This is a genomic window from Streptomyces sp. MST-110588, from assembly GCF_022695595.1.
Lineage (GTDB): Bacteria > Actinomycetota > Actinomycetes > Streptomycetales > Streptomycetaceae > Streptomyces.
Genome location: NZ_CP074380.1, coordinates 3,360,001 through 3,384,693, shown reverse-complemented (window position 1 = coordinate 3,384,693; position 24,693 = coordinate 3,360,001). Strand labels below are relative to the sequence as shown.

The window sequence follows — 24,693 nt, the reverse complement described above, 5'->3', positions numbered from 1 at the left end:
TCCGTCGCAAGGTCTGTCGGTGCCGCGGGCCGCCCGGCAGAAGCCTTGGTCAAAGCCTTGGTTACGCAGTTGAGCGCGTACGTGGGGCGGCGGCTTCCTCATTGACGGACGAGACCGGGGCAAAGTCTACCGGCGCCCGGTCGTCCGGGGCGGAGCGTCCTTGGCGGGGACCCGTGCGGGGGCCTGTGTAAGGGCCTGTGTGAGGTACCTATGCGGGGGCCTCCTCCGGGACGCTTTCCCGGGCGCTTCCCCGGGCCGTGCCGCGCCCGCTCCCACGCCCGTCCTCGCGTCCGCTCTCCCGGCGGCGCTCGCGCGGGCTCCTTCCCGGGTCCTGCGCGCGCTCCGCGTCCTCATCAGGGGCCGCACGCCGTACGTGCTTGGGCAGCACCCGCAGCGCCTCGCCCACATCGGCCACCTCCAGCACCCGCATGCCCGGCGGGATCTTGCCCGGGTCGGCCGGGACCAGGGCGTGGGTGAAGCCGAGCCGGGCCGCCTCCGCCAGCCGGCGCTGGACGCCCGTCACCCGCCTGACCTCGCCCGCCAGCCCCACCTCGCCGATGGCGACGAGGTTCTTGGGCAGCGGGGTGTCACTGGCGGCGCTGGCCAGTGCGAGGGCCACGGCCAGGTCGGCGGCCGGCTCGGTCAGCTTCACACCGCCGACCGTCGCGCTGTAGATGTCCCGCTTCCCCAGGGCGCTGATACGGCCGCGCTGCTCCAGTACGGCCAGCATCATCGAGACCCGGGAGGTCTCCAGGCCGGAGGTCGTGCGGCGCGGGGAGGGGATCTGGGAGTCGACGGTCAGCGCCTGGACCTCGGCCACCAGCGGGCGCCGGCCTTCCAGGGTGACGGTCAGGCACGTACCGGGCACCGGCTCGGCGCGGCGGGTCAGGAAGAGGCCGGAGGGGTCGGCCAGGCCGGTGATCCCTTCGTCGTGCAGCTCGAAGCAGCCGACCTCGTCGGTGGTGCCGTAGCGGTTCTTCACGCCGCGTACGAGCCGCAGGCGGGCGTGCCGGTCGCCCTCGAAGCCGAGCACGACGTCGACGAGGTGCTCCAGCAGGCGGGGGCCGGCGATGGCGCCGTCCTTGGTGACATGGCCGACCAGGAGTGTGCACATCCCGCGCTCCTTGGACGCCCGGATCAGGGCCCCGGCCACCTCGCGGACCTGCGCCATGCCGCCGGGCGCACCGTCGATCTCCGGGGAGGCGACGGTCTGCACGGAGTCCACGATCAGCAGCGCGGGCTTGACCGCGTCCAGATGGCCCAGCAGCGCGGACAGGTCGGTCTCGGCGGCCAGGTAGAGGTGGTCGTCGATGGCGCCGATGCGGTCGGCGCGCAGCCGGACCTGGCTCGCGGACTCCTCGCCGGTCACATACAGCGTGCGGTGCTCGGGGCCGGCTGCCTTCGCGGCGACGTCCAGCAGGAGCGTGGACTTGCCCACGCCCGGCTCGCCGGCGAGCAGGATCACCGCGCCGGGGACCAGGCCGCCGCCCAGCACCCGGTCCAGCTCGTCCACGCCCGTGGGCCGGGCGGTGGCCTGGCGGCCGTCGACCTGCGCGATGGGCAGCGCGGCCGTCGTGACACGGCCGGGCGCGGTCATACGGACCGCGGGGGCGCCGCCGAACTCCTCGACCGTGCCCCACGCCTGGCACTCGGGGCAGCGGCCGAGCCACTTCACGGTCGTCCAGCCGCATTCGGTGCAGCGGTAGGAGGGGCGCTCCTTGGCCGGGGTTTTACGGGTTGCCATGGGGTTCACCGTAGCCGTGGGGTCTGACAACGCGGTGCGGGAGGCGGGAAACGGGCCGGTAAGGGGAGGGCCTCGCAAGATCGGCGCATCGCGGCGGAACGCAGGGGGAGCGGGCCCGTACGGAAGGTGAAGCGGGACGTGGGTGCGGGGGACGGCGGGCGGGTAGGAGTGCACGCACGAGGGAAGGAACCGGGAGTGGAATGGCGGATTCCTGTCCCCTTTTGAGGGAGATGGTCACCCGTAAGGGTTAAAAGTGCCCAAGCGGCGCGAGAGCGCCTGCATCATCCGCCTACCGTCGCCGGGTGATGAGCAGCAGGCCCGATCCCCCCACGCACACCACCGGCGCACACCGGGCGCACAGCAGCGCGTCCCGCCGGCCTCCACAGCGTCCTCCCGAGAGGTACGAGCCTTACCTGGACGGGCTGTTCACGTACTGCCTGTCCGTTTTGTGTGAGCACGACGCGGCCACCGCGGTCCTGGGAGAGGTGGTGGCCCTGGCCGAGCGGCACCACGGCCGGCGGCCCGCGGCGGACGACCTGTACCGGCCGTGGCTGTACGCCCTGGCCCGCTGGGCCTGTCTGCGCAGGCTCTCGGAGCGGGCGGAGGACCCCGCCGGGACGGCCGCCGGCCCGTCGGGAGCGGCGGCGAGTCCGGACGCGGGGCCGGAGCCGGAGCCGGGGCCGGGACAGCAGCCAGGACGGCAGCCGGGGCCCGGACAGGAGTCCGAGGCGGAGCGGCGGCGGCGCGAACTGGCCGCGCTCGCCTGGCCGGAGGCGGCCGGCACGACCCCCGAGCAGCGCGAGGCGCTGGAGCTGTCCGTCCGCCACCGCCTGCCGCCCGCCGAGGTCGCCGCCGTCCTCGGTACGGACCCCGGCGCCACCCGCTCCCTGCTCTCCAGCGCGGCCTGCGAGGTCGAGCGGACCAGGGCCGCGCTGGCGGTCGTGGAGTACGGGCGCTGCCCCGACGTCGCACAGGTCGCGGGCGACACCCAGATGCTGCTGGGCGCCGCCCTGCGCCGGGAGCTGGTACGGCACGTGGACGAGTGCGCGGAGTGCCGCCGTACCGCCGAGCGGGCCACGGCCGACGGACCCTGGCCGGGCACCGCGCCCGCCGCCCAGGGGACGCTGCCCCTGGTGACGGCGCCCAGGGAGGCGGTGTACGCGGCGACGGCGGCGGCCCGGCGGTCACGGTCCGGGCGGGCCGAGGGCGTGGCGGGCGCGGGCGTCACCGGCGGCGCGGGGCGCGGCGTGCGGGTGCCCCGGCCGGGGGTGGCGCAAACGGTTCTCCGCGCTACGACCGCAGGGGCTTTCCCGTCGGCCCCAGGGACCGGGCGGCGCGCCGGCACCGGCTGCGCACCCGCGCCCTGACCACGACCCTGGTCGCCACGGTCCTGGCGGCGCCGGTGCTCGCCCTGTGGGCGGCCTACCGGGGAGCCCCGCAGACGGGGGAGGGGCAGGACGCCCCCACGGCGACGGCCAACGAGACCGGCGATCAGTACCGGCTCGACGGCGGTCCGTACGAGAACGCCGGCAGCGCCCGTACGTCCCCGGGCCTGCCGGGTCCGGAAGCGGACCGGGCCTCCGATGTCGAGGTGCAGGTCATCGGCGCGGACGGCCGGCCGCTGCGGCCCGGCGAGCCGGACCGTTCGCGCGGCGGACCGGGCCGGCTGACCGTCACCGCGCAGCCGGCCGGCGCCGTCACGGCCATCACCCTCACCGCGTCCGGTGGCACGCCGGTCCACTGGTCGGTCCGCGCCGGCGCCCCGTGGCTCCGGTTGAGCGCCACGGCCGGGGTGCTGCGGCCGGGACAGACCACGACCGTGACGGTGTACGTCGACGGCGGCCGGGAGCCCGCGGGGCACTGGCGGACCCGGGTCCTGGTGGAGCCCGGAGGTACGGCCGTCACGCTGGAGGGCAACGGAAGCGGCGGCGGCTACGGAGGCAACGGGAACCACGGAGGCAACGACGGTTACGGGAGCGGCGGGGGCGGGCGAGGCGACGGGGCCGCGGCCCCCGCTCCCGGCCGCCCTGCCCCCGGGTATCGCGGACATCCCGGACCCGCCGGTCCGAACCCTGGTCCGAACCCCGGTCCGAATCCTGGTCCGCCCGCACCGAGCCCCGGAGCGGAGCCGCCCCACCCGGCCACGCCGCCGGCGGACTCCGGGCCGTCGTCCGGCCCACCGGCCCCGGGACCGTCGTCCGGCCCGTCCCCGGGCCCGCCGTCCCCGGCACCCGGTGGCAACGACGCCCCCGCCGGCTGACGCGCGAAGGCGGCTGCCGGCCGCTCCAAGCCGAGGGGCCGGCTCAGCGCCGGGTCCGTTCAGCGGCGGGCCCGCTCAGCGCGCCGGGCCCGCTCAGCGCGGCGGGTCCGCCGGGTGCGGAGCCATCGGCAGCGCCGACGCGAGACGTTCCTCGCAGAGCTGGACGAGCCGGGCGTAACCCTCTTTGCCCATGAGTTCGGTCAATTCAGGGGCGTAGGAGACATACACCGGCTCTCCCGCCCCGTGAGCCGAGGTGGCCGAGGTGCACCACCAGTGCAGGTCGTGGCCGCCCGGCCCCCAGCCCCGCCGGTCGTACTCCCCGATGGTGACCTGGAGCACGCGGGTGTCGTCCGGCCGCTCGATCCAGTCGTACGTACGGCGGACCGGGAGCTGCCAGCACACGTCCGGCTTGGTCTCCAGCGGCTCGCGGCCCTCGCGCAGCGCGAGGATGTGCAGCGAGCAGCCCGCGCCGCCCGCGAAGCCCGGCCGGTTCTGGAAGATGCACGAGCCCTTCCAGCGCCGGGTCTGGCGGTCGCCGTCCTCGTCCTCCTGGATCCAGCCGGAGTCCGTGCCGATCTCGTGGAACTGCCAGACGTCCGGCGTCAGCCGGGCCACGTGCTCCGCGACCCGCTGCTCGTCCTCCTCGTCGGAGAAGTGCGCGCCGAGCGTGCAGCAGCCGTCGTCCGCGCGGCCCGCCTCGATGCCCTTGCACCCGCTGCCGAAGACGCACGTCCAGCGGGAGGTCAGCCAGGTCAGGTCGCAGCGGAAGACCTGCTCGTCGTCGGCCGGGTCGGGAAAGGTGACCCAGGCCCGGGCGAAGTCGAGGCCGACCTCGTCGGCCCGGGCGTCCCGCGCCTCCTGCGCGCGACGCTTTTCGTCCTTCTTCAGGGCTTTTTCCTTCTTCAAGGCTTTTTCGCGCTTCGCCTTTTTCGTCGTTGCCACCACTCAAGACTAAGGCGGGCGGCGGCGGGAAGACGCCGTGGTCGCAGTAGGTTTCCAGGTATGAGACTCGGCGTCATCGATGTGGGTTCCAACACGGTCCATCTGCTGGTGATGGACGCGCACCCGGGCGCGTGCCCGCTGCCCGCCTACTCGCACAAGGCGGAACTGCGCCTGGCCGAACTCCTCGACGCCGACGGCGCGATCGGTGACACCGGTGTCGACCGGCTCGTGGCCACCCTCCAGGAAGCCGTCCTGGTCGCCGAGGACAAGGGCGTGGAGGACGTGCTGCCCTTCGCCACCTCCGCGATCCGTGAGGCGTCCAACGGCGAGAAGGTGCTGCGGCGCATCGCCCAGGAGACCGGCGTCACGCTGCGGGTGCTCTCCGGCGAGGACGAGGCCCGGCTGACGTTCCTGGCCGCCCGCCGCTGGTTCGGCTGGTCGGCGGGCCGACTGCTGGTGCTGGACATCGGCGGCGGGTCGCTGGAGGTCGCGTACGGGCTGGACGAGCAGCCGGACGTGGCGGCCTCGCTGCCGCTGGGCGCGGGCCGGCTGACCGCCAGCGACCTGCCGGGAGATCCGCCCGAACCGGACGACGTACGGGCGCTGCGCAAGCGCGTACGGGCCGAAATCGCCCGGGTGGTGAGCGACTTCACCCGCTTCGGCTCCCCGGACCACGTCGTGGGCACCTCCAAGACCTTCAAGCAGCTCGCCCGGATCGCGGGCGCCGCTCGGTCCGCGGACGGTCTGTACGTGCAGCGTGAGCTGAGCCGCAGGGCGCTGGAGGAGTGGGTGCCGCGGCTGGCGGCGATGAGCACCGGGGAGCGGGCCGCGCTGCCCGGCGTCTCGGAGGGCCGCGCCCGGCAACTGCTGGCCGGGGCGCTGGTCGCCGAGGGCGCGATGGACCTCTTCGGGGCGGACACGCTGGAGATCTGCCCGTGGGCGCTGCGCGAGGGCGTCATCCTGCGGCGGCTGGACCACCTGCCCCCGGCGTAGTACGGAGCCGGTCCGGACCGCTGCCCGGCCCGGAAGCCGGTCAGGACGGCCGTACCTCCGCGCCGGGGCCCGGTCCGGACCGCTGCCCCCGCCCTGGTACGGGCCCGGACCGGACCGCCTGCCCCCCCGCCCGGACCGGGCCCGTACCCTGTCTTCCGTGACGGAGCCAGTGGTGCGCATCCCGGATGCGAAGGTCGCCCTGTCCACGGCCTCGGTGTATCCGGAGTCGACGGCGACGGCCTTCGAGATCGCCGCGCGCCTGGGCTACGACGGCGTCGAGGTCATGGTCTGGACCGATCCGGTCAGCCAGGACATAGAGGCGCTGCGGCGGCTCTCCGACTACCACGGAGTGCCCGTCCTGGCCGTGCACGCGCCCTGTCTGCTGATCACGCAGCGGGTGTGGTCCACGGATCCCTGGGTGAAGCTGCAGCGCGCACGGAACGCCGCGGAGAAGCTCGGCGCCTCGACGGTGGTCGTCCACCCGCCCTTCAGATGGCAGCGCAATTACGCCCGGGAGTTCGTGCGCGGAGTGTGGCGCATGGAGAGCGAGACGGATGTGCGCTTCGCCGTCGAGAACATGTACCCGTGGCGCTACCGGGACCGCGAGATGCTGGCGTACGCGCCGGACTGGGACCCCACCAAGGAGGACTACCGGCACTTCACGGTCGACCTCTCGCACACCGCCACCTCGCGCAGCGACGCGCTGGACATGGTCGACCGGATGGGCGAGCGGCTGGCCCATATCCACCTCGCCGACGGCAACGGCTCCAACAAGGACGAGCACCTGGTGCCCGGCCGCGGCACCCAGCCCTGCGCCGAGCTGCTGGAGCGGCTGGCCGCCACCGGCTTCGACGGCCATGTGGTGGTGGAGGTCAACACCCGGCGCGCGATGTCGGCGGCCGAGCGCGAGGCGGACCTCGCCGAGGCGCTGGCCTTCACCCGGCTGCACCTGGCCTCGCCGACGTGGGTGCCCGGTTCGTGACCGGGGCAGGCCCGGCCCCCGCTCGCCGGCGCGGCCGGCCGGCCCGTACGGAGCGTGCCGACGGCCCCGGCGCCCGCGAGCGGATCCTGGCCGCGGCCCGTACGCAATTCGCCGAGCACGGCTACGACAAGGCGTCGGTCAGGGCCATCGCCAAGGCGGCGGCCGTGGACCCGGCCCTGGTCCACCACTACTTCGGCACCAAGGAGCAGGTCTTCGCGGCGGCGATCGAAATGACCCTGGCGCCCGCGCTGAGCCTGCCGGAGGCGGTGGCGGGCAGCCCGGAGGCGGCCGGCGAGCGGATGGCCCGGTTCGTGTTCGGATTCTGGGAGGACCCCGCCACCCGGCAGCCGCTGCTGGCGGTGCTGCGCTCGGCGCTGACCAACGAGACCGCGGCGGGGGTGCTGCGCGACCTGATCCGGCGCCGGCTGCTGGAGCGCGTCGCGGGCGGACTGGACGTGCCGGACCCGGCCTTGCGGGCGCAGTTGGCGGCCGGGCACCTGATCGGCATCGCGATGCTGCGGTACGTGGTCAAGATGGACCCGATCGCCTCGGCGGACATCGAGGACGTGATCGCGTCGGTGGCGCCGGCGCTCCAGCGGTACCTGACCGAGGAGTAGGCCGGCTGGTTCCGGGCGCGGGCGCGGGCCCGACGTGTTCGGCGTACACCGCGTACGGCCTGTGCGTACGGCCTCTGCGTACGGTGCCCGTGCACGAACCCGCGAACGGGCAGCGCGTACGGACCCCGCCTCCGTGTCCGTACTCCGGTCGCCCGTCTCACATCGCGGAGAACCTGTCCGGACCGCGGAGCCGGAGCGTAGGCTCGGCAGACGCCGACCCGACGCACCACCACACGCATCCGAGGGAGTGGATCCACGTGCCCGAGCTGAGGTCCCGCACCGTCACCCATGGCCGCAACATGGCCGGCGCCCGCGCGCTCATGCAGGCCTCGGGCGTAGCGCGCGAGGACTTCGGCAAGCCGATCATCGCGGTGGCCAACAGCTTCACCGAGTTCGTGCCCGGCCACACCCACCTCCAGCCGGTGGGCAGGATCGTCAGCGAGGCGATCAAGGCGGCCGGCGGCATCGCGCGGGAGTTCAACACCATCGCGGTCGACGACGGCATCGCCATGGGCCACGGTGGGATGCTCTACTCCCTGCCGTCCCGCGACCTGATCGCCGACTCCGTGGAGTACATGGCCGAGGCGCACTGCGCGGACGCGCTGATCTGCATCTCCAACTGCGACAAGATCACCCCGGGCATGCTGATGGCCGCGCTGCGGCTGAACATCCCGGCGGTCTTCGTCTCCGGCGGCCCCATGGAGGCCGGCCGGGCCACCCTCGTGGACGGCACCGTCCGCAAGCTCGACCTGGTCAACGCGATCACCGACGCGGTCGATGAGAACGTCTCGGACGAGGACATCCTCCGTATCGAGGAGAACGCCTGCCCGACCTGCGGCTCCTGTTCGGGCATGTTCACCGCCAACTCGATGAACTGCCTGACCGAGGCGATCGGCCTCTCGCTCCCGGGCAACGGCTCGCTGCTGGCCACCCACACCGCCCGCCGGGCCCTGTACGAGACCGCCGGCCGTACGGTCGTGGAGATCACCAAGCGCTACTACGAGCAGGACGACGCCTCCGTCCTGCCGCGCAGCATCGGCTCCCGCGCCGCCTTCGAGAACGCCATGGCCCTGGACATCGCCATGGGCGGCTCGACCAACACGATCCTGCACCTGCTCGCCGCCGCCCAGGAAGCCGGGCTGGACTTCGACCTAAAGGACATCAACGCGGTCTCGCGGCGGGTGCCGTGCCTGGCCAAGGTCGCCCCGAACGTCGCGCCGGGCGGCACGTACTACATGGAGGACGTGCACCGGGCCGGCGGCATCCCGGCCATCCTCGGCGAGCTGTACCGGGGCGGGCTCCTCAACGAGGACGTGCACACCGTACACAGTGCTTCGATGGCGGACTGGCTCAAGACCTGGGACGTCAGGGGCGGTTCGCCGTCCCCCGAGGCCGTGGAGCTGTGGCACGCGGCACCCGGCTGCAAGCGCTCCGCCACCGCCTTCTCCCAGTCCGAGCGCTGGCAGAGCCTGGACACCGACGCCGCGAACGGCTGCATCCGCGACCTGGCGCACGCCTACTCCGCCGACGGCGGACTGGCGGTCCTCAAGGGCAACCTGGCCGAGGACGGCTGTGTGGTGAAGACCGCCGGCGTGGACGAGTCCATCTGGACGTTCGAGGGCCCGGCCGTGGTCTGCGAATCGCAGGAGGAGGCCGTCGAGAAGATCCTCGGCAAGCAGGTCAAGGAGGGCGACGTGGTCGTCATCCGGTACGAGGGCCCCAAGGGCGGCCCGGGCATGCAGGAGATGCTCTACCCGACCTCCTTCCTCAAGGGACGCGGCCTGGGCAAGGCGTGCGCGCTGGTCACCGACGGCCGGTTCTCCGGCGGCACCTCCGGCCTGTCCATCGGCCACGCCTCGCCCGAGGCGGCGTCCGGCGGGACCATCGCGCTGGTGGAGGACGGCGACCGCATCCGCATCGACATCCCCAGCCGTTCGATCGAACTGCTGGTGGGCGACGAGGAGCTGACGGCCCGCCGGGAGGCGCTGGGCGGGCGGTACGCGCCCAGGAAGCGGGAGCGCAAGGTCTCGCAGGCGCTGCGGGCGTACGCGGCGATGGCGACCAGCGCGGACAAGGGCGCGGTGCGCGACGTGAGCAGGCTCGGCTGACGGTGGCCGGCGTGAACGGGCCCGGCCGGCGGTAGCTGACGTGGGCAGGCCCGGCTGACGGTGGCCGGCGTGGGCAGGCTCGGCTGACGCGTCACGGGTCTGCGGACCTGTGCGGGGCCGGGCCGGGGCCCGCGCCCCTACGGTCCCGTACGCGACTTTCGTACCTTCCCTCACCCCGTCCGCCTCACCGGCGGGCGGGGTTCCTCATATCGGTGCCGAAGACCGTGCCGTCCGGGGCCGCCGCGTAGATCCGGCCGCGGTCCGGGTCCAGGAGCGGCGCCGGCAGCCTCTCCAGGAAGCCGTTGCGGCGGTCGGCGGCCAGCCGGGGCGGGGTCTGCCCGAGCAGCGCCCCGTCGCGGGCGCCCACGGTCAGCAGCCGCCCGTCGGCCGCGCTGAAGTACAGCCGCTCGCCGTCGGCCGCCACGACCGGTGCCGAGCCCCGGCTCACGGACGTCTCCACGTTCCAGCGGCGCTCCCCGACGGCCTGGAGCGAGCCGCCGTCCCCGAGCAGGTAGACCGTCTCGCCGTGCACCACCGCCGCCACGTCGTCCAGCGGCGCGGCCAGCGACAGCCGGCGGGTGTGGCGGCCGTCCGGGTCGAGACGGACCACGGCCGTGGCGCGGGTGATCAGAACGGGGGAGGCGGCGGTGAGGTAGAGCGCGCCGGAGGTGCCCGTTCCGGCGAGGGTGAGCGTGCCGGGCAGCCGCTGCTCCCGGCGCACCGTGCCGCGCCGCGGGTCGATGGCGGTGACGAGGGTGCTGGTGCCGTCGGCCGAGGGCGTGGCGGCATAGGCCGTACGGGCGTCCCTGTACGCGGTGAAGCGGCCGAGCGGCTGACCGGGGAAGCGCTTGCGCCACAGTTGCCGGTGGGTCGCGCTGTCCAGGGCGGTGACCGTACCGTCCTCGGCCGTCAGCAGGACGCTGTCCCCGACGACATGGACCCGCCCCTTGTAGGCCCGTACGTCCATGCTCCAGCGCGTCGCGCCCCCGCCCCCGGCGGACGGGTCCAGCGCCTCCAGGCGTGTGGTGTCGGGGGACAGGACGTAGAGCAGGCCGCCGGAGAGGGCCGGCGCGCTGGGCGGGGTGTCCTTGACGCGGACCGGTTCACCGGCCCGCCGCCACGCCACGGTGCCGCGCCCGGGATCGACCCGGGCGGCCTTCAGCCCGCGCTGGACGCAGAAGAGGGCGGGCGAGGCGTGGGCCGCGGGGGAGCCATGGGTGCAGAAGGGCATCTCGGAGGGGCGGCCGGGCGGGCGCTCGGCCAGTGACGTGTGCCAGGGGTGGAAGGTGGCGTCGGCGCCGGCCATGTGGGTCTGGAGCGCGGATCCCTCGTCGGGGGCCAGCATCCGTACGCCCGCGAAGCCGCCGGCCGCTGCCAGTACCGCCGCCACGGCGGACCACACCGGCCATCGCCGCCGCCACCTTCGGCGGGCGCGGGCCGGGGTGGGGGTGTCGGTAGGTCCGGTGGTGGCGGTGGTGCCGGTGGTGCCGGTGCTTCCGGTGGTGGCGGTCTTGCCGGCAGTGGCGTCCACCTTCTTGGCGGGGCCGGCCGGTCCGGTGTCCGGCGTGCCGGAGCCGCGTACGTGCGTGGCCGCGTCCCGGCCGCCGGCCGCCGCGCCATTCGTCTCCGGGCCATCCGCCTCCGGGGCACGGGTCTCCGGGACACGGGCCACCGCTTTCCCAGGCGTCGTCTCCGGTGCGGCCGGTGCGGCCGGTGCGGCCTTCGCGAGGAAGTCCGGGAACGGTTCGGCGTACACCTCGGTCGGCACGTCCGTGTGCAGCAGCTTCATCAGCGCGTCCGGAGTGGGCCGGTCCGCCGGGTCCTTCGCCAGACAGCTCCGGATCAGCGGCTCCAACTCCTGCGGCACCCCCGCCAGATCCGCCTCGTCGTGCACGACCTGGTACGCGACCAGGTACGGGCTCTCCGAGTCGAACGGACCGCTGCCGGTCGCCGCGTGCACCAGCACCGATCCCAGCGCGAACACATCGGCCGCGGGCCCCACCTCGCGCGGGCGCTGGAACTGCTCGGGCGCCATGAACGGCGGCGTACCGATCAGCTTGCCGGTCTCGGTCCGCATCTCGCTGTCGGCCGGGCGCGAGATGCCGAAGTCGATGACCTTCGGTCCGTCGGCGGCGAGCAGCACATTGCCCGGCTTGAGGTCGCGGTGCACCACGCCGGCGCGGTGGATGTCGCGCAGCGCCTCGGCGAGCCCGGAAGCCAGCCGCCGTATCTCGTCCGGGGCCAGCGGGCCGTTCCGCTTCACGTGCTCGGACAGGGTCGGGCCGGGGATGTAAAGGGTCGCCATCCAGGGGCGGTCGCCGTCCGTGTCCGCGTCCACGACCGGCGCCGTGAACGCCCCGCTCACCCGCCGGGCCGCCGCCACCTCCTGCCGGAACCGCGCCCGGAACTCCGGGTCCTGGGCGTATTCGGCGTGGATGACCTTCACGGCGAGCCGCAGACCGGAGGAGGAGCGCGCCAGATGGACCACGCCCATGCCCCCGGAACCCAGCCGCGCGTCCAGGCGGTACTGCCCGGCGTGCGCCACGTCTTCCACGTCTCGCGGATGCTCCGCTTCCGGGCCGGCCCCGGAACCTCGCAGCGGCGGCATCGTCCCACCCCCGTGTCGTCGGCCGCAGGTGCGGCTAAGGGAGCCTAGTCGATGGTGCGTACGAGATGAATGAACCTTGCTAGCGTGCGAGTTGCGCCGGTTCACAGGGGAGCCGGCCGTGACGAACACCGACATAACGGGGGAGAACCGTCCACATGACCACACAGGAGAACACTGTCGAGAGCGGTACGGCCGAAGGAGTCGCGACCGAGGCCGTCGCCGGCGAAGGAGTCGCGACCGAAGCCGTCGCCGGCGAAGGAGTCGCGACCGAAGCCGTCGCGGCCGAAGCAGTCATGGCCGCCGTGGCTTCCTTCCCGGTCGCGCCCGGCTACCGCGTCAACGTCCGCAGCGGACCGAGCAGCAGCACGGAGCTCGTACGGCAGCTTCCGTACGGGGCCCGGATCGCCATCCGCTGCCAGCGCAAGGGCGAGCGGGTCAGCGGCCCGTACGGCACCACTGACATCTGGGACAACATCGCCCCCGGCCAGTACGTCTCCGACGCGTACGTCAAGACGGGCAGCGACGGCATGATCGCCACGCCCTGCGGGAGCTGACCGCCACCGGCCACGCACTGCCCCCGGCCACGGACCGCCCCCGGACAAGGACCGCCGCCCCGGCCGGCCGCTGCCACCGGGGATAATCGACGGCATGGACGGCGTGAACGACGAGCAGACCCGACCGGACGGCGTGCGGCCGGAAAGTGACGCACGGCCGGGTGATGCGCGCGACGCCGCCCCCCGGCCCGCAGAGATCCGTTTCTTCGGTACGACCTGGCTGCGGCACGACGGCGGCTACGCCCTGCGCCGAGCCGCAGTGGCCGCCGGCTCGCTGCTCCTGGCCGCAGCAGGGGCGCTCGTGCTGCGCACCGCCTTCCAGGGCCTGGAGATCGCCGAGGTCGGATCGTTCGTCAGCGTGCTGGTCGTCGCGGGCTTCGCGGTGTGCAGCGCGCTCGCCTTCCGCCGTACCTGGGACGGCCTCACCCGCCGCTCCGACCGCGCCGCCGACAGCCCGGGGGAGCGGTCCGCGCAGAGCCTGCTGCTCATCGGCTTCATCGGGTCGCTGCTCGCGTACTTCTTCCGGAGCCTGGTCGAGGCGCCGGGCGAGAAGCTGCGTCGCGCCGAGTACGAGGCGGAGTGCGAGCGCTACGAGCGCCGCCGCAGCTCCCGTACGGGCAACCCGGCGGCCCGCGGCAAGGCGCGCGCCAAGAAGAAGCGCCGCTGAGGGACCTCCGAAGGGCCGCGTGAGGGGGTGTGAGGGACTCTGAGGGGCCGCGGCCCCGGTCATGCCGCCGGGTCGTCCGGGGTGCAGGCCGCGGCCACGGCCACGCCGTCCTCGTAGACGTGGTGCCGGACGATTCTGTCGTTCTCGACGGTGAAGCGGACCGCGAAGGGCGAGCGGAACTCCTTGCCGGTGGCCCGGACCGTCCCCCACACCCGCCCGGTCAGTACGGCCTCCGCGCCTTCGACCACCACGGCGTCGACGGATATGCCGCCCGCACCCGGAACGGTGTGCTCGCCCAGCTCGCGCCAGTGCGCGGCGATGCCCTCGCGGGACGTCCGCGGACGCAGCCACGGCACCACGGGATTCTCGGCACACATCCAGTCCACCGTGTCGCCGTAGAGGGCGGCGATGCTCTCCGGGGTGGCCTGCGGGTCCGCGATCCGGGACAGGAAGCCGTCGACGACGGCGCGGGTCCGGGCGGTCTGCGCGGCGGTCGGGGCCGCGGCCTGGGCGGGGGTCTTCGTGTCGTTGCTCATGCAGGTGATCCTGCCGGGGACGCCATGGCCCGTCGATTACCTCTGACGTCATACGCGACACCGCCCGGCCCGTACGCCCGTACGCCCGTACGCCCGTACGCCCGTACGCACGCCCGGCCCCTATGCCCGTACGCCCCTACGCCTGGCCGTCGGGAACCCGGGTGCTCCGGCCGATTTCCGCTGCACGATGGGCCCATGACGCAGCCCTCGCCCCTTCCCGCGAACCCCCGTCAACCCCAACAGACACCGCACACCCCACAACCCCGTCAACCCCAGCCGCCCCGGCACTCCGCCCTCGCCCGCTCCTTCGACTCCGTCGCCACTCAGTACGCGGCGGCCCGCCCCGGCTATCCGCCCGCCCTCTTCGACGCCCTCGAAGCCCTCACCGGCCGCCCCCTCGCCGGGGCCCGTGTCCTGGACGTGGGGGCCGGCACCGGCATCGCGACCCGGCTGCTGGCCGGCCGCGGCGCCCGGGTCACCGCCGTCGAGCCGGGCGCCGCCATGGCGGCCGAACTGCGTGCCGCCGCTCCCGGCACTCCTCTCGTACGCGCTCTCGGTGACGCCCTGCCCTTCGCGGACGACGCGGGCTTCGACCTCGTCACGTACGCCCAGGCGTGGCACTGGACCGAACCGGCCCGCTCGGTCCCCGAGGCGATGCGGATCCTGCGGCCGGGCGGGGCGCTGGCCCTGTGGTGGAACGTCCCCGACCCACAGGTGGAGTGGGCCGCCGGACAGGAGGCGCGGCTGGCCCGCCGCCTGCCCGGCTACCACGCCCACAGCGTCGCCCCCGAAGCCGGCGCACTCATCCGCGGCCTCGGTTCCGGTCCCGGTTCCGGTCCCGGTCCCAGTCCCGGTCCCGGTTCCGGCTTCAACTCCGGTACGGGGCCCGGCCCCGGCCCCCGTCCGGAGCCCGTCCGGCGTGTCCTGCGCTGGACCCGGCGCGTCCCCCTGGACACCCATCTCGCGATGCTCGGCAGCCGCTCGTACTTCGCCGCCATAGGGCCGGAGGCCGCCCGTCCCGTCCTGGAGGACGAGCGCGCCGAGCTGCTGAAGGTCTTCCCGGACGGGGTGATCGAGGAGGCGTACGCGCTGGACGTCACTGTCACACTCCGCCCCGCCGCTTCGTCTCCCTCGTAGAGCGCCCGGATGTACGCAACAGAAGTACGCACAGAAGTACGTACAGCGGAGCGCCACGGAAAGGCGCGGCCGAACGGCGCGCGGAAAGGGTGACGGCATGGCGGAGACGTCTTCGGCAGTGGACGCGCGGCTCGCACGTTTCGAGGAGCACCGGGGCAGGCTGTGGGCGGTCGCCTACCGGATCCTGGGCACGGTCTCGGACGCCGACGACGCCGTGCAGGAGACCTGGCTGCGCTGGCAGGAACTGCCCGCCGGCACCGCGGTGGAGGACCCGCGCGCCTACCTCACGACCGTTGTCGGCCGGATCTGTTACGACCTGCTCGGTTCGGCCCGGGCCCGCCGCGAGACGTACGTCGGGCCATGGCTGCCGGAGCCGGTCGTGGCGGGGCCCGGTCCCGGTGGCCGGACCGGCCGGGGCGGTGCCGTGGCACCCGTCGTACCCAGCGGCCCCTCCGCCCCCACCGGGCCGGAGGACCGGGTCACGCTGGAGGAGTCCGTCGGCCTGGCCCTGCTCACCGTCCTGGAACGGCTCACCCCCGCCGAGCGCACCGCCTTCATCCTCCACGACGTCTTCGCCGTCCCCTTCCCGGAGATCGCCGACGTGGTGGGCCGCACCCCGGAATCGGTACGGCAGCTCGCCTCGCGGGCCCGCCGACGGGTACGGGCCGAGGCGCCGCGCCGCACCGTCGACCGCGCGGAACACCGCCGTACGGTCGAGGCGTTCCTCTCCGCCGTCATGGGCGGCGACCTCGATCACCTGATGGCCGTCCTGGACCCGGAGGTCGTCTGGCGTACGGACGGCGGCGGCCGGGTCTCCGCCGCGCGCCGCCCGGTCCTCGGCCGCGACAAGGTCGCCCGGTACGCGCGGGGCCTGGTGAGCGGCGGGTTCGACCCGGCGACGATGCGGATGGCCGTCCGGGACGTCAACGGCGCGGCGGGCGTGGTCTTCCTGGACCCGGCGGGAAACCAGGCCGGCGTCATCGGCTTCACCGTGCACCGCGGCCTCATCACGGAGGTGGACGCCGTCTTCAACCCCGGCAAACTCGGCCATCTCGACCTCGACGCGCTGTTCCCGCCCACCGGATGACGCGTACGGGCCGACGCCCACGCCTCACCGTCTCCCGTGCCTTTCCTCTCTCGCCGCTCCCGATCAGTACTCGCTACTCGCTACTCGCTCATGGAGGGCTCATGCGCAACCGACCGCAACGGCAGCGGGTCGTGGTCATCGGCGGGGGCTACGCCGGCACCATGGCCGCGCTCCGCCTCGCCCCGCACGCCTGCGTCACCCTCGTCGACCCCGGCGACCGCTTCACCGAACGCGTACGCCTGCACGAACTGGCCGCCGGCCGCCCCGACGTCACCCACCCGCGCTCCCGGATGCTGCGCGGCACCGGCATCGACCACGTCCCCGCCCGCGCCACCGAACTGGACCCGGCGGGCCGCGCCGTCCACACCGACGACGGCCGGGTCCTGCTGTACGACCGCCTGATCTACGCCCTCGGCAGCCACACCGACCTGCGGGGCGCGGGCGAGCGCGCCTTCAGCGCCGAGTCCGCCGCCGAACTGCGCAAGCGGCTGCTGGACGGCCCCGGCGCACTGGCGGTCGTCGGCGGCGGCCTCACCGGGATAGAGACGGCCGCCGAACTGGCCGAGGCATACCCCGGGTGGCGCGTGCGGCTGCTGACCTCCGGCGAGGTCGGCGGCGGTCTGTCGGACCGGGGCCGCGCCCATGTCCGTACGGCCCTGCGGGGGCTTGGCGTACGGGTCGAGGAGGGGCGGCACGTCACGGACGCCGACGCGGTGGACGCCGACGCCGTCGTCTGGGCCACCGCGCTGCGGCCCGCCTCGGACCTGGCCGTCCGGGCCGGCCTGGAGACCGATCCGGACACCGGCCGGCTGCGGGTGGACGCGGCGCTGCGCTCGGTCGGCCACCCCGAGATCTACGGCGCGGGTGACGCGGCCGGTGCCCGCAGTGCCGCCGCCGGTGCCCTGCGGATGTCCTGTGCCGCCGCGCTGCCCACCGGCTCGTACGTCGCCTCCGCGATCATCGCCGAGTCGCGGGGCGCCGAGCCCGCGCCGCTGAAGTTCTCCTTCGCCCTCCAGTGCGTCAGCCTGGGGCGGCGGGACGGCCTGGTGCAGTTCGTACGGGCCGACGACGCGCCGCGCGAGCGGGTGCTGACCGGCCGGGCCGCGGCCCGCTTCAAGGAACAGGTCGTCCGTTCCACGGTCCGCTTCCTGGCGCTCGCGGCCCGCCGGCCCGGTCTGGTGCCCCTGATCCCGGGCGTCGGATAGGGGAGGGGCGGGCGCCCGGGCGCGGTGACCGACGTGGAGGATCCGGCCGGGGCGTCCGGTCGGAGCGTCCGGCCGGGGCGTCAGTACTCCCAGCCCGGGTTGCCCTTCCCGTACAGCCAGTCGGCGAAGAGGTCCTTGAGATCGGTGTCGGTACGCGCTTCGCAGAAGGCGATGAAGTCCCGCGTGCTGACGGTGGAATAGCGGTGCTCGGACGGCCAGTCCTTGAGGATCTTGAAGAAGACCTTGTCGCCGACGGCTTTGCGGAGCTGCTGGAGGACCATCGCGCCGCGGTAGTACACCGGCTCCTCCAGCACGTCCTTTTGGCTGCTCGGGGCGCCGGGCGGGAATTTCCAGACGAGGTCGTCCTCGGCCTTTTCGTAGTTCTCCTTGAATTGCTCCTCCGCCGTCCGGCCGCCCTCGTCCTCCTCCCACAGCCATTCCGCGTACGTCGCGAATCCCTCGTTGAGCCAGATGTCCTTCCAGGTCTTCGGCGTCACCGAATCCCCGAACCACTGGTGCGCCGTCTCGTGCACCACGACCGTCTCATCCGGTGCGCCCGCGTAGACGGGCTTGGTCTGGGTCTCCAGCGCGCCGTAATTCTCGGCGACCCGCGGCGGGTGATCGACGATCGCGCCGGCCGAGGAGAAGGGATAGCGGCCGAAGCGCTTGACCGACCACTTCAGTATTTCTTCGAGCCGGGAGAGCGGCTTCTCGCTCTTCTCCGCCTCCTGCGGATCCACCGCCACGTAAAGGGGGAGGCCGTCCGCCGTGCGCGATTCGGTGACGGTGAATTTCCCGATGCTCGCGGTGGCCAGATAGCTCGACATCGGCTCACCGCTGTGCCACTGGAAGGTCTCGCGGCCTTTCCCGGCCCGTCTCGCCCGCAATTCCCCGTTGGCGACCGCGGTGTATCCCCGGGGCACGGTGAGGGAGAAGTCGTACGTGGCCTTGTCGGACGGGTGGTTGTTGCCGGGGAACCACGTCATCGACCCGGCCGGCTCGCCCGTGACGAAAGCGCCGTCCGGTGTCCTGACCCACCCCTCCGGCGACCCGTCGGCGTCCTTCATGGCCTTCGGCTCGCCGCCGTACTTCACGGTCGTACGGAATTTCACGCCCTTCTTCAGGGAGCCGGCCGGCCGGACCGTCAGCTTGTGGCCCTTGCGGGAGAACGCGGCGTCCGCGCCGTCCACCTGCACGCCCGTCACCTTCAGGCCCTCCAGGTCGAGCGTGAAGGAGGACAGGTCCTGGGTGGCGGTGGCGGTGATCTCGGTGGTCGCGTCGAGGGTGCCGCCGGCCACGTCGTAGTCGAGGTCGATGCCGTAATGGCCGACGTCGTAACCGCCGTTGCCGAGCGAGGGGAAGAGCGGATCACCCACGCCGGCGGCACCGGCCGTGCCGCCGCCCGCGCCACCGGTCCCCGGGGAACAGGCGGAGAGCAGGAGGGCGACGGACAGTGCGGCGGTCGCACCGCAGGAGCGCAGGGGCCGGCGGATCACGGAACTCCTTGGAGCGGGGGGAGGGGCGGAGGGGGCTGACGGGGCAGGGCGGGCAAACCGGAGGTACGTAATCCGGAGGTGCCTAATCCAGAAATGCGTAAGCCGTTCGACCCTACGGGTGTGTGCCGCGCTGCGCCCGCCCCTTCCGCTTACCTTCCGCTATACCCCCTTATGCCCGGAGCGGGGCCGGGCGAGGTCCGGCCGGGTGACGGCGACCGGCCGGGCCGACCGCCGGCCGTCGGCCCAGCCGGCCAGAGCCGCCGCACAGGCGCGGTCCAGGTGCCGCAGGCCCGACAGGTCCAGTTCGACCTCGCGGTCCCGGGGCAGTTCCTCCAACTGGTCCAGCAGCTTCGGCAGCCGCAGGAAGGTCGCGTTGCCCACGGCCCGTACGTAGAGGCGTCCTTCGGGAGGTACGGGTACGGGGGCGGGCGCGGAGGCCGACGCGGGGACGGTTACGGGTGAAGGTGCGGTGACGGGCGCGGGGCCACCTGTCGTACGCCCCTCACCACTCTGCGCGCCGGACCGCGCGCCCGAGCCCTTCGTGCCGTGCCCCTTCGTGCCGTGCCCCTCCGCACCGGGCCGCGCCGTACCGGGCCCCCGCGTACCGGCCCGCACCGTCCCGGTCTCCTCGCTCCCGTCGAGCACCTCCAGATGGACGTGCGAGGTCTCCCACGCCGACTTGGCGACCGCCATCAGCAGCCCGATGAGCACGCCCTCGAACATGTTGGTCGCCACGATCGCCACCGCCGTGGCCGCCAGCACCACCGCCTCGCCCCGGTGCTCGCGCCACAGAGGCCCGAACTCCCGCACCGGCAGCAGCTTCCACCCCGCGTGCACCAGCACCCCGGCCAGTGCCGCCGGCGGCACGACACCCAGCGCCGCCGGGAACGCCGCCGCGAACACCAGCAGCCACACGCCGTGCAGCACCCGCGAGACCTTCGTACGGGCGCCCGCCTGGACGTTGGCCGCACTGCGCACGATCACCGCCGTCATGGGGAGCGCGCCCAGCACCCCGCACACCGCGTTGCCCGCGCCCTGCGCCAGCAGCTCCTTGTCGTAGTCCGTCCGCGGCCCGTCGTGCAGCCGGTCCACCGCGGCGGCGCTGAACAGCGACTCCGCGGAGGCGATCAGGGCGATGGCGAGTACCGTGCCCAGCGCCCCCACCACGACGCCGGCCTGCGCCAGCCGCAGGAAGTCCGGTCCCTCCGGAGGCTGTACGGCGTCCACGAGCCCCTGCACGTCCACCCGCGCCACCGGCAGATCCAGTACGGCCACGGCCACCGTCGCCAGCGCCACCGCCACCAGCGGCGCCGGCAGCAACCGCGCCGCCCGTGACCGGCGCGGCCACAGCACCAGGACGGCGATCGTCCCGAGGCCGACCGCGAGCGCGGTCAGCGCGGCGTCCGAGAGGAGGGTGTCGAAGGCCAGGCCGGGCAGTCCGCCGATGTTGGTGATGCCGTTGCCCGGCGGCTTGGCGTCGGCCAGCGCGTACGCCTGCCCGGCGATCAGCACCAGCCCGATGCCCGCGAGCATGCCCTGCACGACCGCCACCGAGATGGCGCGGAACCAGCGGCCGAGCCGCAGCGCGCCCATGGCGAGCTGGAGCAGGCCCGCCATCAGCACCAGGGCGCCCAGCGCGCCGAGCCCGTACTCCTTGACCGCTTCGTAGACCAGTACGGTCAGGCCGGCCGCGGGCCCGCTGACCTGAAGACTGCTCCCGGGCAGCAGGCCGGTGAGCAGCCCGCCGACGATGCCGGTGACCAGCCCCAGTTCGGCCGGCACCCCCGAGGCGACCGCCACCCCCACGCACAAGGGGACGGCGAGGAGGAAGACGACGAGGGACGCGGTGAAATCCGCGCGGAATTCCAGGATTTTCTGCATGAGGGACGCCTCCGGCGCGTAGCGGACCGCATGACGCACGTCGCGCCGTGCGGAGGGACGGACCGCCGGCCGGGCCGTTGAACGGGCCGCCGGGTCCGCCGGAAGGGGCCGCGGTCCGTGGAAGGGGACCGGTGGGCCCGGGGACGGGAGTGCGGGCTGCCGGATCGATCCGTTGTGGTCGCGCGGGCACGGGGATGCCCGGGGTGGCGCCTCCCAGCAGCTAAAAGGCGCGCCTGGACACTCAACTTCAGTGTGTCCAGGGCGACATGGCCGTGTGCGCCTTCGCGTGTAACCGTCGCGTTAACGCGGAGTCAGCGAAACGGAATGCTCGCCTCCGTTCACTCCGGCGGTCGCCGGAGCGTGCGCCATCGCTTGACGCGCCGGTCCGGCGCGGAGCAAAATTCAACACGTGATGAATTACGGACGCGATCCCGCCGGCTCCATTGATCCCGCTGGTTCCGTCGATCCCGCCGGCCCTGCCGCTCCCACCGGCCCGGCCGTCCACGCCCGCGGCCTCACCGTCGTACGCGGCGGCCGTACGGTCCTGGACGCCCTCACCTTCGACATCCCCCGAGGCTGGATCACCGGCCTGCTGGGCCCCTCCGGCTGCGGCAAGTCCACCCTCATGCGCGCCGTCGTCGGCACCCAGGCCCGGGCCACCGGCACCCTCGACGTCCTCGGCCACCCGGCCGGCCACCCCCGGCTGCGCCCCCGCCTCGGCTACGTCACCCAGGCCCCGTCCGTCTACGACGACCTGTCCGTACGGCACAACCTCGACTACTTCGCCGCCGTCCTGCGCCCAGGGCGGGCCGCCCGCGCCGAGCGCCGCGAAACCGTGCGCCGCGCCATCGAGGACGTCGACCTCGGCGCGCACGCCGAGGACCTGGCGGGCAACCTCTCCGGCGGCCAGCGCAGCAGGGTCTCCCTCGCCGTCGCCCTGCTGGGCACCCCCGAACTCCTCGTCCTGGACGAACCCACCGTCGGCCTGGACCCCGTACTCCGCCGCGACCTGTGGCACCTCTTCCACGCCATCGCCGCCGAGCGCGGCGCCACCCTGCTGGTCTCCTCGCACGTCATGGACGAGGCCGAACGCTGCCACCGGCTGCTCCTGATGCGCGAGGGCCGCATCCTCGCCGACGGGACACCGGGCGCCCTCCGCGAGCGCACGGGGTGCGCCACCGTCGAGGACGCCTTCCTGCGCCTCGTGGACGAAGCGCAGGCGCAGGCGCAGGAGCAGGCGAAGGAGAACGAGGAGAAGGCACAGGCGAAGGAGAAGGAGGAGAAGGCACAGGCGCGACCGCAGCCACAGCCGCCGTCCCGCCGCAACCCGCACCCCACGCCCTGACGGACGCCCCCGGGCGCCCCCGCGAAGGAGCCGGCATGCCCCCCACGAGCCCAGACCTCCCCACCCACCCGGAACCCGTCGGCAGCCCCGACCCCCTGCCCCCTTCAAAAACTCTGGTCCCTCCAGGCCCCTCCACCGCCCCGTACCCCTCCCCACCCGTCTTCTCCGGCGCCCGCACCCTGGCCACCGCCACGCGGATGCTCCGCCAACTGCGCCACGACCCCCGCACCCTCGCCCTGATGCTCGTCGTGCCCTGCGCGATGATCGCCCTGCTGCGGTACGTCTTCGACGCCACCCCACGGACCTTCGACACCGTCGGCGCCGAACTCCTCGGCATCTTCCCGATGCTCACGATGTTCCTGGTCACGTCCATCGCCACGCTGCGCGAGCGCACCTCGGGAACCCTCGAACGCCTCCTCGCCATGCCCCTGGGCAAGGCCGATCTGATCGCCGGCTACGCCCTGGCCTTCGGCCTCGTGGCGATCCTCCAGTCCGCCGTCGCCACCGGCCTGTCCCTATGGCTCCTGGACCTGGACGTCACCGGCTCCCCGTGGCTGCTGCTCCTGGTCGCCCTTCTGGACGCGCTCCTGGGCACCGCCCTGGGGCTCTTCGTCTCGGCCTTCGCCTCCTCCGAGTTCCAGGCCGTCCAGTTCATGCCAGCCGTACTGATGCCCCAGCTCCTCCTGTGCGGCCTGTTCGCCCCGCGCGAGACGATGCAGCCGGTCCTGCGAGCCGTCTCCGACGTGCTGCCCATGTCCTACGCCGTGGACGGCATGAACGAAGTCCTCCGGCACACGGCCGTCACCGGAGCCTTCCTCCGCGACATCGTCGTCGTCACCGCCTGCGCCCTCCTGGTGCTCTCCCTCGGCGCCGCCACCCTCTCCCGCCGCACCCCCTGACGTACGCACCTTCTGACGTACGCACCTTCTGGCGTACGTGCCCCACCTCCCCCGTACGTACCTGCCGCCACTTCCGGCACGGGTCCGGTGCCCGCACCGTGGAACACCGCCGCCGCACGCGCCCCGCAATGCGAGGATGAACGCGCGACCGTCCATACGAAGCCCCACCGGCGAGGTGAACCGCACCATGTCCCAGAAGGTCGCCGTACTCGGCACCGGCAAAATCGGCGAGGCACTCCTCAGCGGAATGATCCGGGGCGGCTGGGCCCCCTCCGATCTGCTGGTCACCGCCCGCCGCCCGGAGCGCGCCGACCAGCTCCGTACGAGGTACGGCGTCGAAGCGGTCTCCAACGCCGAGGCCGCCAAGTCCGCCGACACCCTCATCCTGACCGTCAAGCCCCAGGACATGGGCGCGCTGCTGCACGAACTGGCGCCACACGTCCCCGTCGACCGGCTGGTCATCAGCGGCGCGGCCGGCGTCCCCACGGCCTTCTTCGAGGAGCGGCTGACGCCCGGCACCCCCGTCGTCCGCGTCATGACGAACACCCCCGCCCTCGTGGACGAGGCCATGTCCGTGATCTCCGCGGGCACCCACGCCGACGGCACCCACCTCACCCGCGCCGAGGAGATCTTCTCCACCGTCGGCAAGACCCTGCGCGTCCCCGAGACCCAGCAGGACGCCGCCACCGCGCTCTCCGGCTCCGGCCCGGCGTACTTCTACTTCCTGGTCGAGGCCATGACCGACGCGGGCATCCTGCTCGGCCTGCCCCGCGACAAGGCCCACGACCTCATCGTCCAGGCCGCCATAGGGGCCGCCGTCATGCTCCGGGACAGCGGCGAGCACCCGGTCAAGCTCCGGGAGAACGTCACCTCCCCGGCCGGCACCACCATCAACGCCATCCGGGAGCTGGAGAACCACGGCGTACGGGCCGCCCTGATCGCCGCACTGGAGGCCGCCCGGGACCGCAGCCGCGAGCTGGCCACCGGCAACGGCTGACCTCTTCACAGGCTGTGCTCCCCTGCCCGGACCGGGCAGGGGAGCACCGGTACAACCGCGCGACGTAGCTCCGGCGGTCTCCCTTCAGACCGGCGGCAGCAGCCCCACCGCCCGGTACGCCTCGTCGACCCGGGGCCGCGCCATCGCCCGCGCCCGCTCCGCGCCGTCCCGCAGAACGGCGTCCACCGAGGCGGGATCGGCCGCCAGCTCCGCATGCCGCTCCCGGACCGGCCGCAGCAGTTCCACCACCGCCTCCGCCGTGTCCTTCTTCAGCGCGCCGTACGAGTCGTACTGACCGGCGATCTTCTCGGGATCGCCGCCCGTGCACGCCGCCAGCACATCCAGCAGATTCGCCACCCCGGGCCGCTCCGCCCGGTCATGGACGACATCACTGCCGCCGTCGGTCACCGCCCGCATCACCTTCTTCCGCACCGCCTCGGGCTCGTCCAGCAGATAGATGATTCCGGCGGTACGGGCGTGCGACTTGCCCATCTTGGACGTGGGGTCCTGGAGATCCATCACCCTGGCGGCCACCTTCGGCTGAGTCGTCCTGGGGATCACGAACGTCTGGCCGTACCGCTGGTTGAAGCGCACCGCGAGGTCCCGGGTCAGCTCGACGTGCTGCGCCTGGTCCT

General features: G+C 73.6%; 21 protein-coding genes (1 of these 21 only partly in view). 14 read left to right on the top strand and 7 right to left on the bottom strand.

What is annotated here, in order from left to right; all coding sequences use genetic code 11:
* Positions 1 to 208: 208 nt before the first annotated feature.
* Positions 209 to 1,744, bottom strand: a complete 1,536-nt coding sequence (gene radA / locus KGS77_RS14730; RefSeq protein ID WP_242581591.1) for a DNA repair protein RadA — start codon at positions 1,742 to 1,744, stop codon at positions 209 to 211.
* A 302-nt stretch (positions 1,745 to 2,046) separates the two neighbouring features.
* Here radA and KGS77_RS35015 point away from each other — a divergent pair, with 302 nt between their 5' ends.
* Positions 2,047 to 3,111 (top strand): hypothetical protein, encoded by a 1,065-nt coding sequence (locus KGS77_RS35015; RefSeq protein WP_347404493.1) that lies wholly within the window; start codon positions 2,047 to 2,049, stop codon positions 3,109 to 3,111.
* 35 nt (positions 3,112 to 3,146) lie between these two features.
* Complete coding sequence (locus KGS77_RS35010; protein ID WP_347404492.1) at positions 3,147 to 4,004, top strand: hypothetical protein; 858 nt, start codon at positions 3,147 to 3,149, stop codon at positions 4,002 to 4,004.
* Positions 4,005 to 4,097: 93 nt separating this feature from the next.
* Here the strand turns inward: KGS77_RS35010 and KGS77_RS14720 are convergent, their stop codons facing one another.
* Positions 4,098 to 4,946 carry a hypothetical protein gene (locus tag KGS77_RS14720; RefSeq protein ID WP_242581588.1) on the bottom strand — a complete coding sequence of 283 codons (849 nt, stop codon included), beginning with the start codon at positions 4,944 to 4,946 and terminating at the stop codon, positions 4,098 to 4,100.
* A gap of 60 nt (positions 4,947 to 5,006) precedes the next feature.
* Here KGS77_RS14720 and KGS77_RS14715 point away from each other — a divergent pair, with 60 nt between their 5' ends.
* The 4 genes from KGS77_RS14715 (at position 5,007) to ilvD (ending at position 9,646) form a co-directional block, all read left to right on the top strand.
* Positions 5,007 to 5,939, top strand: coding sequence for a Ppx/GppA phosphatase family protein (locus KGS77_RS14715; protein ID WP_242581586.1), 933 nt, complete (start codon positions 5,007 to 5,009; stop codon positions 5,937 to 5,939).
* Between the two features lie 157 nt (positions 5,940 to 6,096).
* Entirely contained in the window at positions 6,097 to 6,921 is an 825-nt protein-coding gene (locus tag KGS77_RS14710) for a sugar phosphate isomerase/epimerase (RefSeq protein ID WP_242581585.1), read from the top strand.
* Positions 6,918 to 7,538, top strand: a complete 621-nt coding sequence (locus KGS77_RS14705; protein WP_242581583.1) for a TetR family transcriptional regulator — start codon at positions 6,918 to 6,920, stop codon at positions 7,536 to 7,538. The genes KGS77_RS14710 and KGS77_RS14705 overlap by 4 nt, the downstream gene beginning before the upstream one ends.
* A 257-nt stretch (positions 7,539 to 7,795) precedes the next feature.
* A complete protein-coding gene (gene ilvD, locus KGS77_RS14700; protein ID WP_242581581.1) occupies positions 7,796 to 9,646 on the top strand; it encodes a dihydroxy-acid dehydratase in 1,851 nt (616 codons plus the stop codon).
* A 184-nt stretch (positions 9,647 to 9,830) separates the two neighbouring features.
* Here ilvD and KGS77_RS14695 read toward each other — a convergent pair whose 3' ends face one another.
* Positions 9,831 to 12,254, bottom strand: a complete 2,424-nt coding sequence (locus KGS77_RS14695; protein WP_242581578.1) for a protein kinase — start codon at positions 12,252 to 12,254, stop codon at positions 9,831 to 9,833.
* Between the two features lie 155 nt (positions 12,255 to 12,409).
* Here KGS77_RS14695 and KGS77_RS14690 point away from each other — a divergent pair, with 155 nt between their 5' ends.
* Both KGS77_RS14690 and KGS77_RS14685 read left to right on the top strand, forming a co-directional pair.
* On the top strand, positions 12,410 to 12,808 hold the full coding sequence (locus tag KGS77_RS14690) for an SH3 domain-containing protein (RefSeq protein WP_242581576.1): 399 nt from the start codon (positions 12,410 to 12,412) through the stop codon (positions 12,806 to 12,808).
* A gap of 94 nt (positions 12,809 to 12,902) precedes the next feature.
* Positions 12,903 to 13,475, top strand: coding sequence for a hypothetical protein (locus KGS77_RS14685; RefSeq protein ID WP_242581574.1), 573 nt, complete (start codon positions 12,903 to 12,905; stop codon positions 13,473 to 13,475).
* Between the two features lie 59 nt (positions 13,476 to 13,534).
* On the opposite strand, the gene KGS77_RS14680 is transcribed toward KGS77_RS14685, so the two are convergent.
* The gene (locus KGS77_RS14680; RefSeq protein WP_242581572.1) at positions 13,535 to 14,011 is read right to left on the bottom strand and encodes a nuclear transport factor 2 family protein; all 477 of its coding nucleotides are present in this window, start codon (positions 14,009 to 14,011) and stop codon (positions 13,535 to 13,537) included.
* Positions 14,012 to 14,206: 195 nt separating this feature from the next.
* Here KGS77_RS14680 and KGS77_RS14675 point away from each other — a divergent pair, with 195 nt between their 5' ends.
* The 3 genes from KGS77_RS14675 to KGS77_RS14665 all read left to right on the top strand — a co-directional run bounded on the left by KGS77_RS14675 (position 14,207) and on the right by KGS77_RS14665 (position 17,440).
* Positions 14,207 to 15,148 (top strand): class I SAM-dependent methyltransferase, encoded by a 942-nt coding sequence (locus KGS77_RS14675; RefSeq protein WP_242581570.1) that lies wholly within the window; start codon positions 14,207 to 14,209, stop codon positions 15,146 to 15,148.
* A 97-nt stretch (positions 15,149 to 15,245) separates the two neighbouring features.
* Entirely contained in the window at positions 15,246 to 16,235 is a 990-nt protein-coding gene (sigJ, locus tag KGS77_RS14670) for an RNA polymerase sigma factor SigJ (RefSeq protein ID WP_242581568.1), read from the top strand.
* 101 nt (positions 16,236 to 16,336) lie between these two features.
* Positions 16,337 to 17,440 (top strand): FAD-dependent oxidoreductase, encoded by a 1,104-nt coding sequence (locus KGS77_RS14665; protein ID WP_242581566.1) that lies wholly within the window; start codon positions 16,337 to 16,339, stop codon positions 17,438 to 17,440.
* An 80-nt stretch (positions 17,441 to 17,520) separates the two neighbouring features.
* On the opposite strand, the gene KGS77_RS14660 is transcribed toward KGS77_RS14665, so the two are convergent.
* Both KGS77_RS14660 and KGS77_RS14655 read right to left on the bottom strand, forming a co-directional pair.
* Positions 17,521 to 18,936: a M1 family metallopeptidase gene (locus tag KGS77_RS14660; RefSeq protein WP_242581564.1), complete on the bottom strand. Its 1,416-nt coding sequence runs from the start codon at positions 18,934 to 18,936 to the stop codon at positions 17,521 to 17,523.
* A gap of 159 nt (positions 18,937 to 19,095) precedes the next feature.
* On the bottom strand, positions 19,096 to 20,817 hold the full coding sequence (locus KGS77_RS14655; RefSeq protein ID WP_242581562.1) for a SulP family inorganic anion transporter: 1,722 nt from the start codon (positions 20,815 to 20,817) through the stop codon (positions 19,096 to 19,098).
* Positions 20,818 to 21,226: 409 nt separating this feature from the next.
* Here KGS77_RS14655 and KGS77_RS14650 point away from each other — a divergent pair, with 409 nt between their 5' ends.
* The 3 genes from KGS77_RS14650 to proC all read left to right on the top strand — a co-directional run bounded on the left by KGS77_RS14650 (position 21,227) and on the right by proC (position 24,058).
* Positions 21,227 to 22,162, top strand: coding sequence for an ABC transporter ATP-binding protein (locus KGS77_RS14650; protein ID WP_242581560.1), 936 nt, complete (start codon positions 21,227 to 21,229; stop codon positions 22,160 to 22,162).
* Between the two features lie 197 nt (positions 22,163 to 22,359).
* Positions 22,360 to 23,061 carry an ABC transporter permease gene (locus KGS77_RS14645; RefSeq protein WP_242587476.1) on the top strand — a complete coding sequence of 234 codons (702 nt, stop codon included), beginning with the start codon at positions 22,360 to 22,362 and terminating at the stop codon, positions 23,059 to 23,061.
* Positions 23,062 to 23,248: 187 nt separating this feature from the next.
* Positions 23,249 to 24,058: a pyrroline-5-carboxylate reductase gene (gene proC / locus KGS77_RS14640; protein WP_242581558.1), complete on the top strand. Its 810-nt coding sequence runs from the start codon at positions 23,249 to 23,251 to the stop codon at positions 24,056 to 24,058.
* A gap of 84 nt (positions 24,059 to 24,142) precedes the next feature.
* On the opposite strand, the gene trpS is transcribed toward proC, so the two are convergent.
* Positions 24,143 to 24,693, bottom strand: the 3' portion of a protein-coding gene (gene trpS, locus KGS77_RS14635) for a tryptophan--tRNA ligase (RefSeq protein ID WP_242587475.1). 448 nt of this gene lie beyond the right edge of the window; only the last 551 of its 999 coding nucleotides appear in the window; its start codon lies beyond the right edge, outside the window — the gene reads right to left on this strand; its stop codon occupies positions 24,143 to 24,145.

Bases quoted from the DNA above. Each gene is read 5' to 3' on its own strand.
- KGS77_RS14690 (WP_242581576.1), top strand. From the start codon at position 12,410: ATGACCACACAGGAGAACACTGTCGAGAGCGGTACGGCCGAAGGAGTC.
- KGS77_RS14695 (WP_242581578.1), bottom strand. From the start codon at position 12,254: ATGCCGCCGCTGCGAGGTTCCGGGGCCGGCCCGGAAGCGGAGCATCCG.
- KGS77_RS14665 (WP_242581566.1), top strand. From the start codon at position 16,337: ATGCGCAACCGACCGCAACGGCAGCGGGTCGTGGTCATCGGCGGGGGC.
- proC (WP_242581558.1), top strand. From the start codon at position 23,249: ATGTCCCAGAAGGTCGCCGTACTCGGCACCGGCAAAATCGGCGAGGCA.
- sigJ (WP_242581568.1), top strand. From the start codon at position 15,246: ATGGCGGAGACGTCTTCGGCAGTGGACGCGCGGCTCGCACGTTTCGAG.
- KGS77_RS14675 (WP_242581570.1), top strand. From the start codon at position 14,207: ATGACGCAGCCCTCGCCCCTTCCCGCGAACCCCCGTCAACCCCAACAG.
- KGS77_RS14655 (WP_242581562.1), bottom strand. From the start codon at position 20,817: ATGCAGAAAATCCTGGAATTCCGCGCGGATTTCACCGCGTCCCTCGTC.
- KGS77_RS14685 (WP_242581574.1), top strand. From the start codon at position 12,903: ATGGACGGCGTGAACGACGAGCAGACCCGACCGGACGGCGTGCGGCCG.
- KGS77_RS14680 (WP_242581572.1), bottom strand. From the start codon at position 14,011: ATGAGCAACGACACGAAGACCCCCGCCCAGGCCGCGGCCCCGACCGCC.
- KGS77_RS14645 (WP_242587476.1), top strand. From the start codon at position 22,360: ATGCTCCGCCAACTGCGCCACGACCCCCGCACCCTCGCCCTGATGCTC.
- KGS77_RS14715 (WP_242581586.1), top strand. From the start codon at position 5,007: ATGAGACTCGGCGTCATCGATGTGGGTTCCAACACGGTCCATCTGCTG.
- radA (WP_242581591.1), bottom strand. From the start codon at position 1,744: ATGGCAACCCGTAAAACCCCGGCCAAGGAGCGCCCCTCCTACCGCTGC.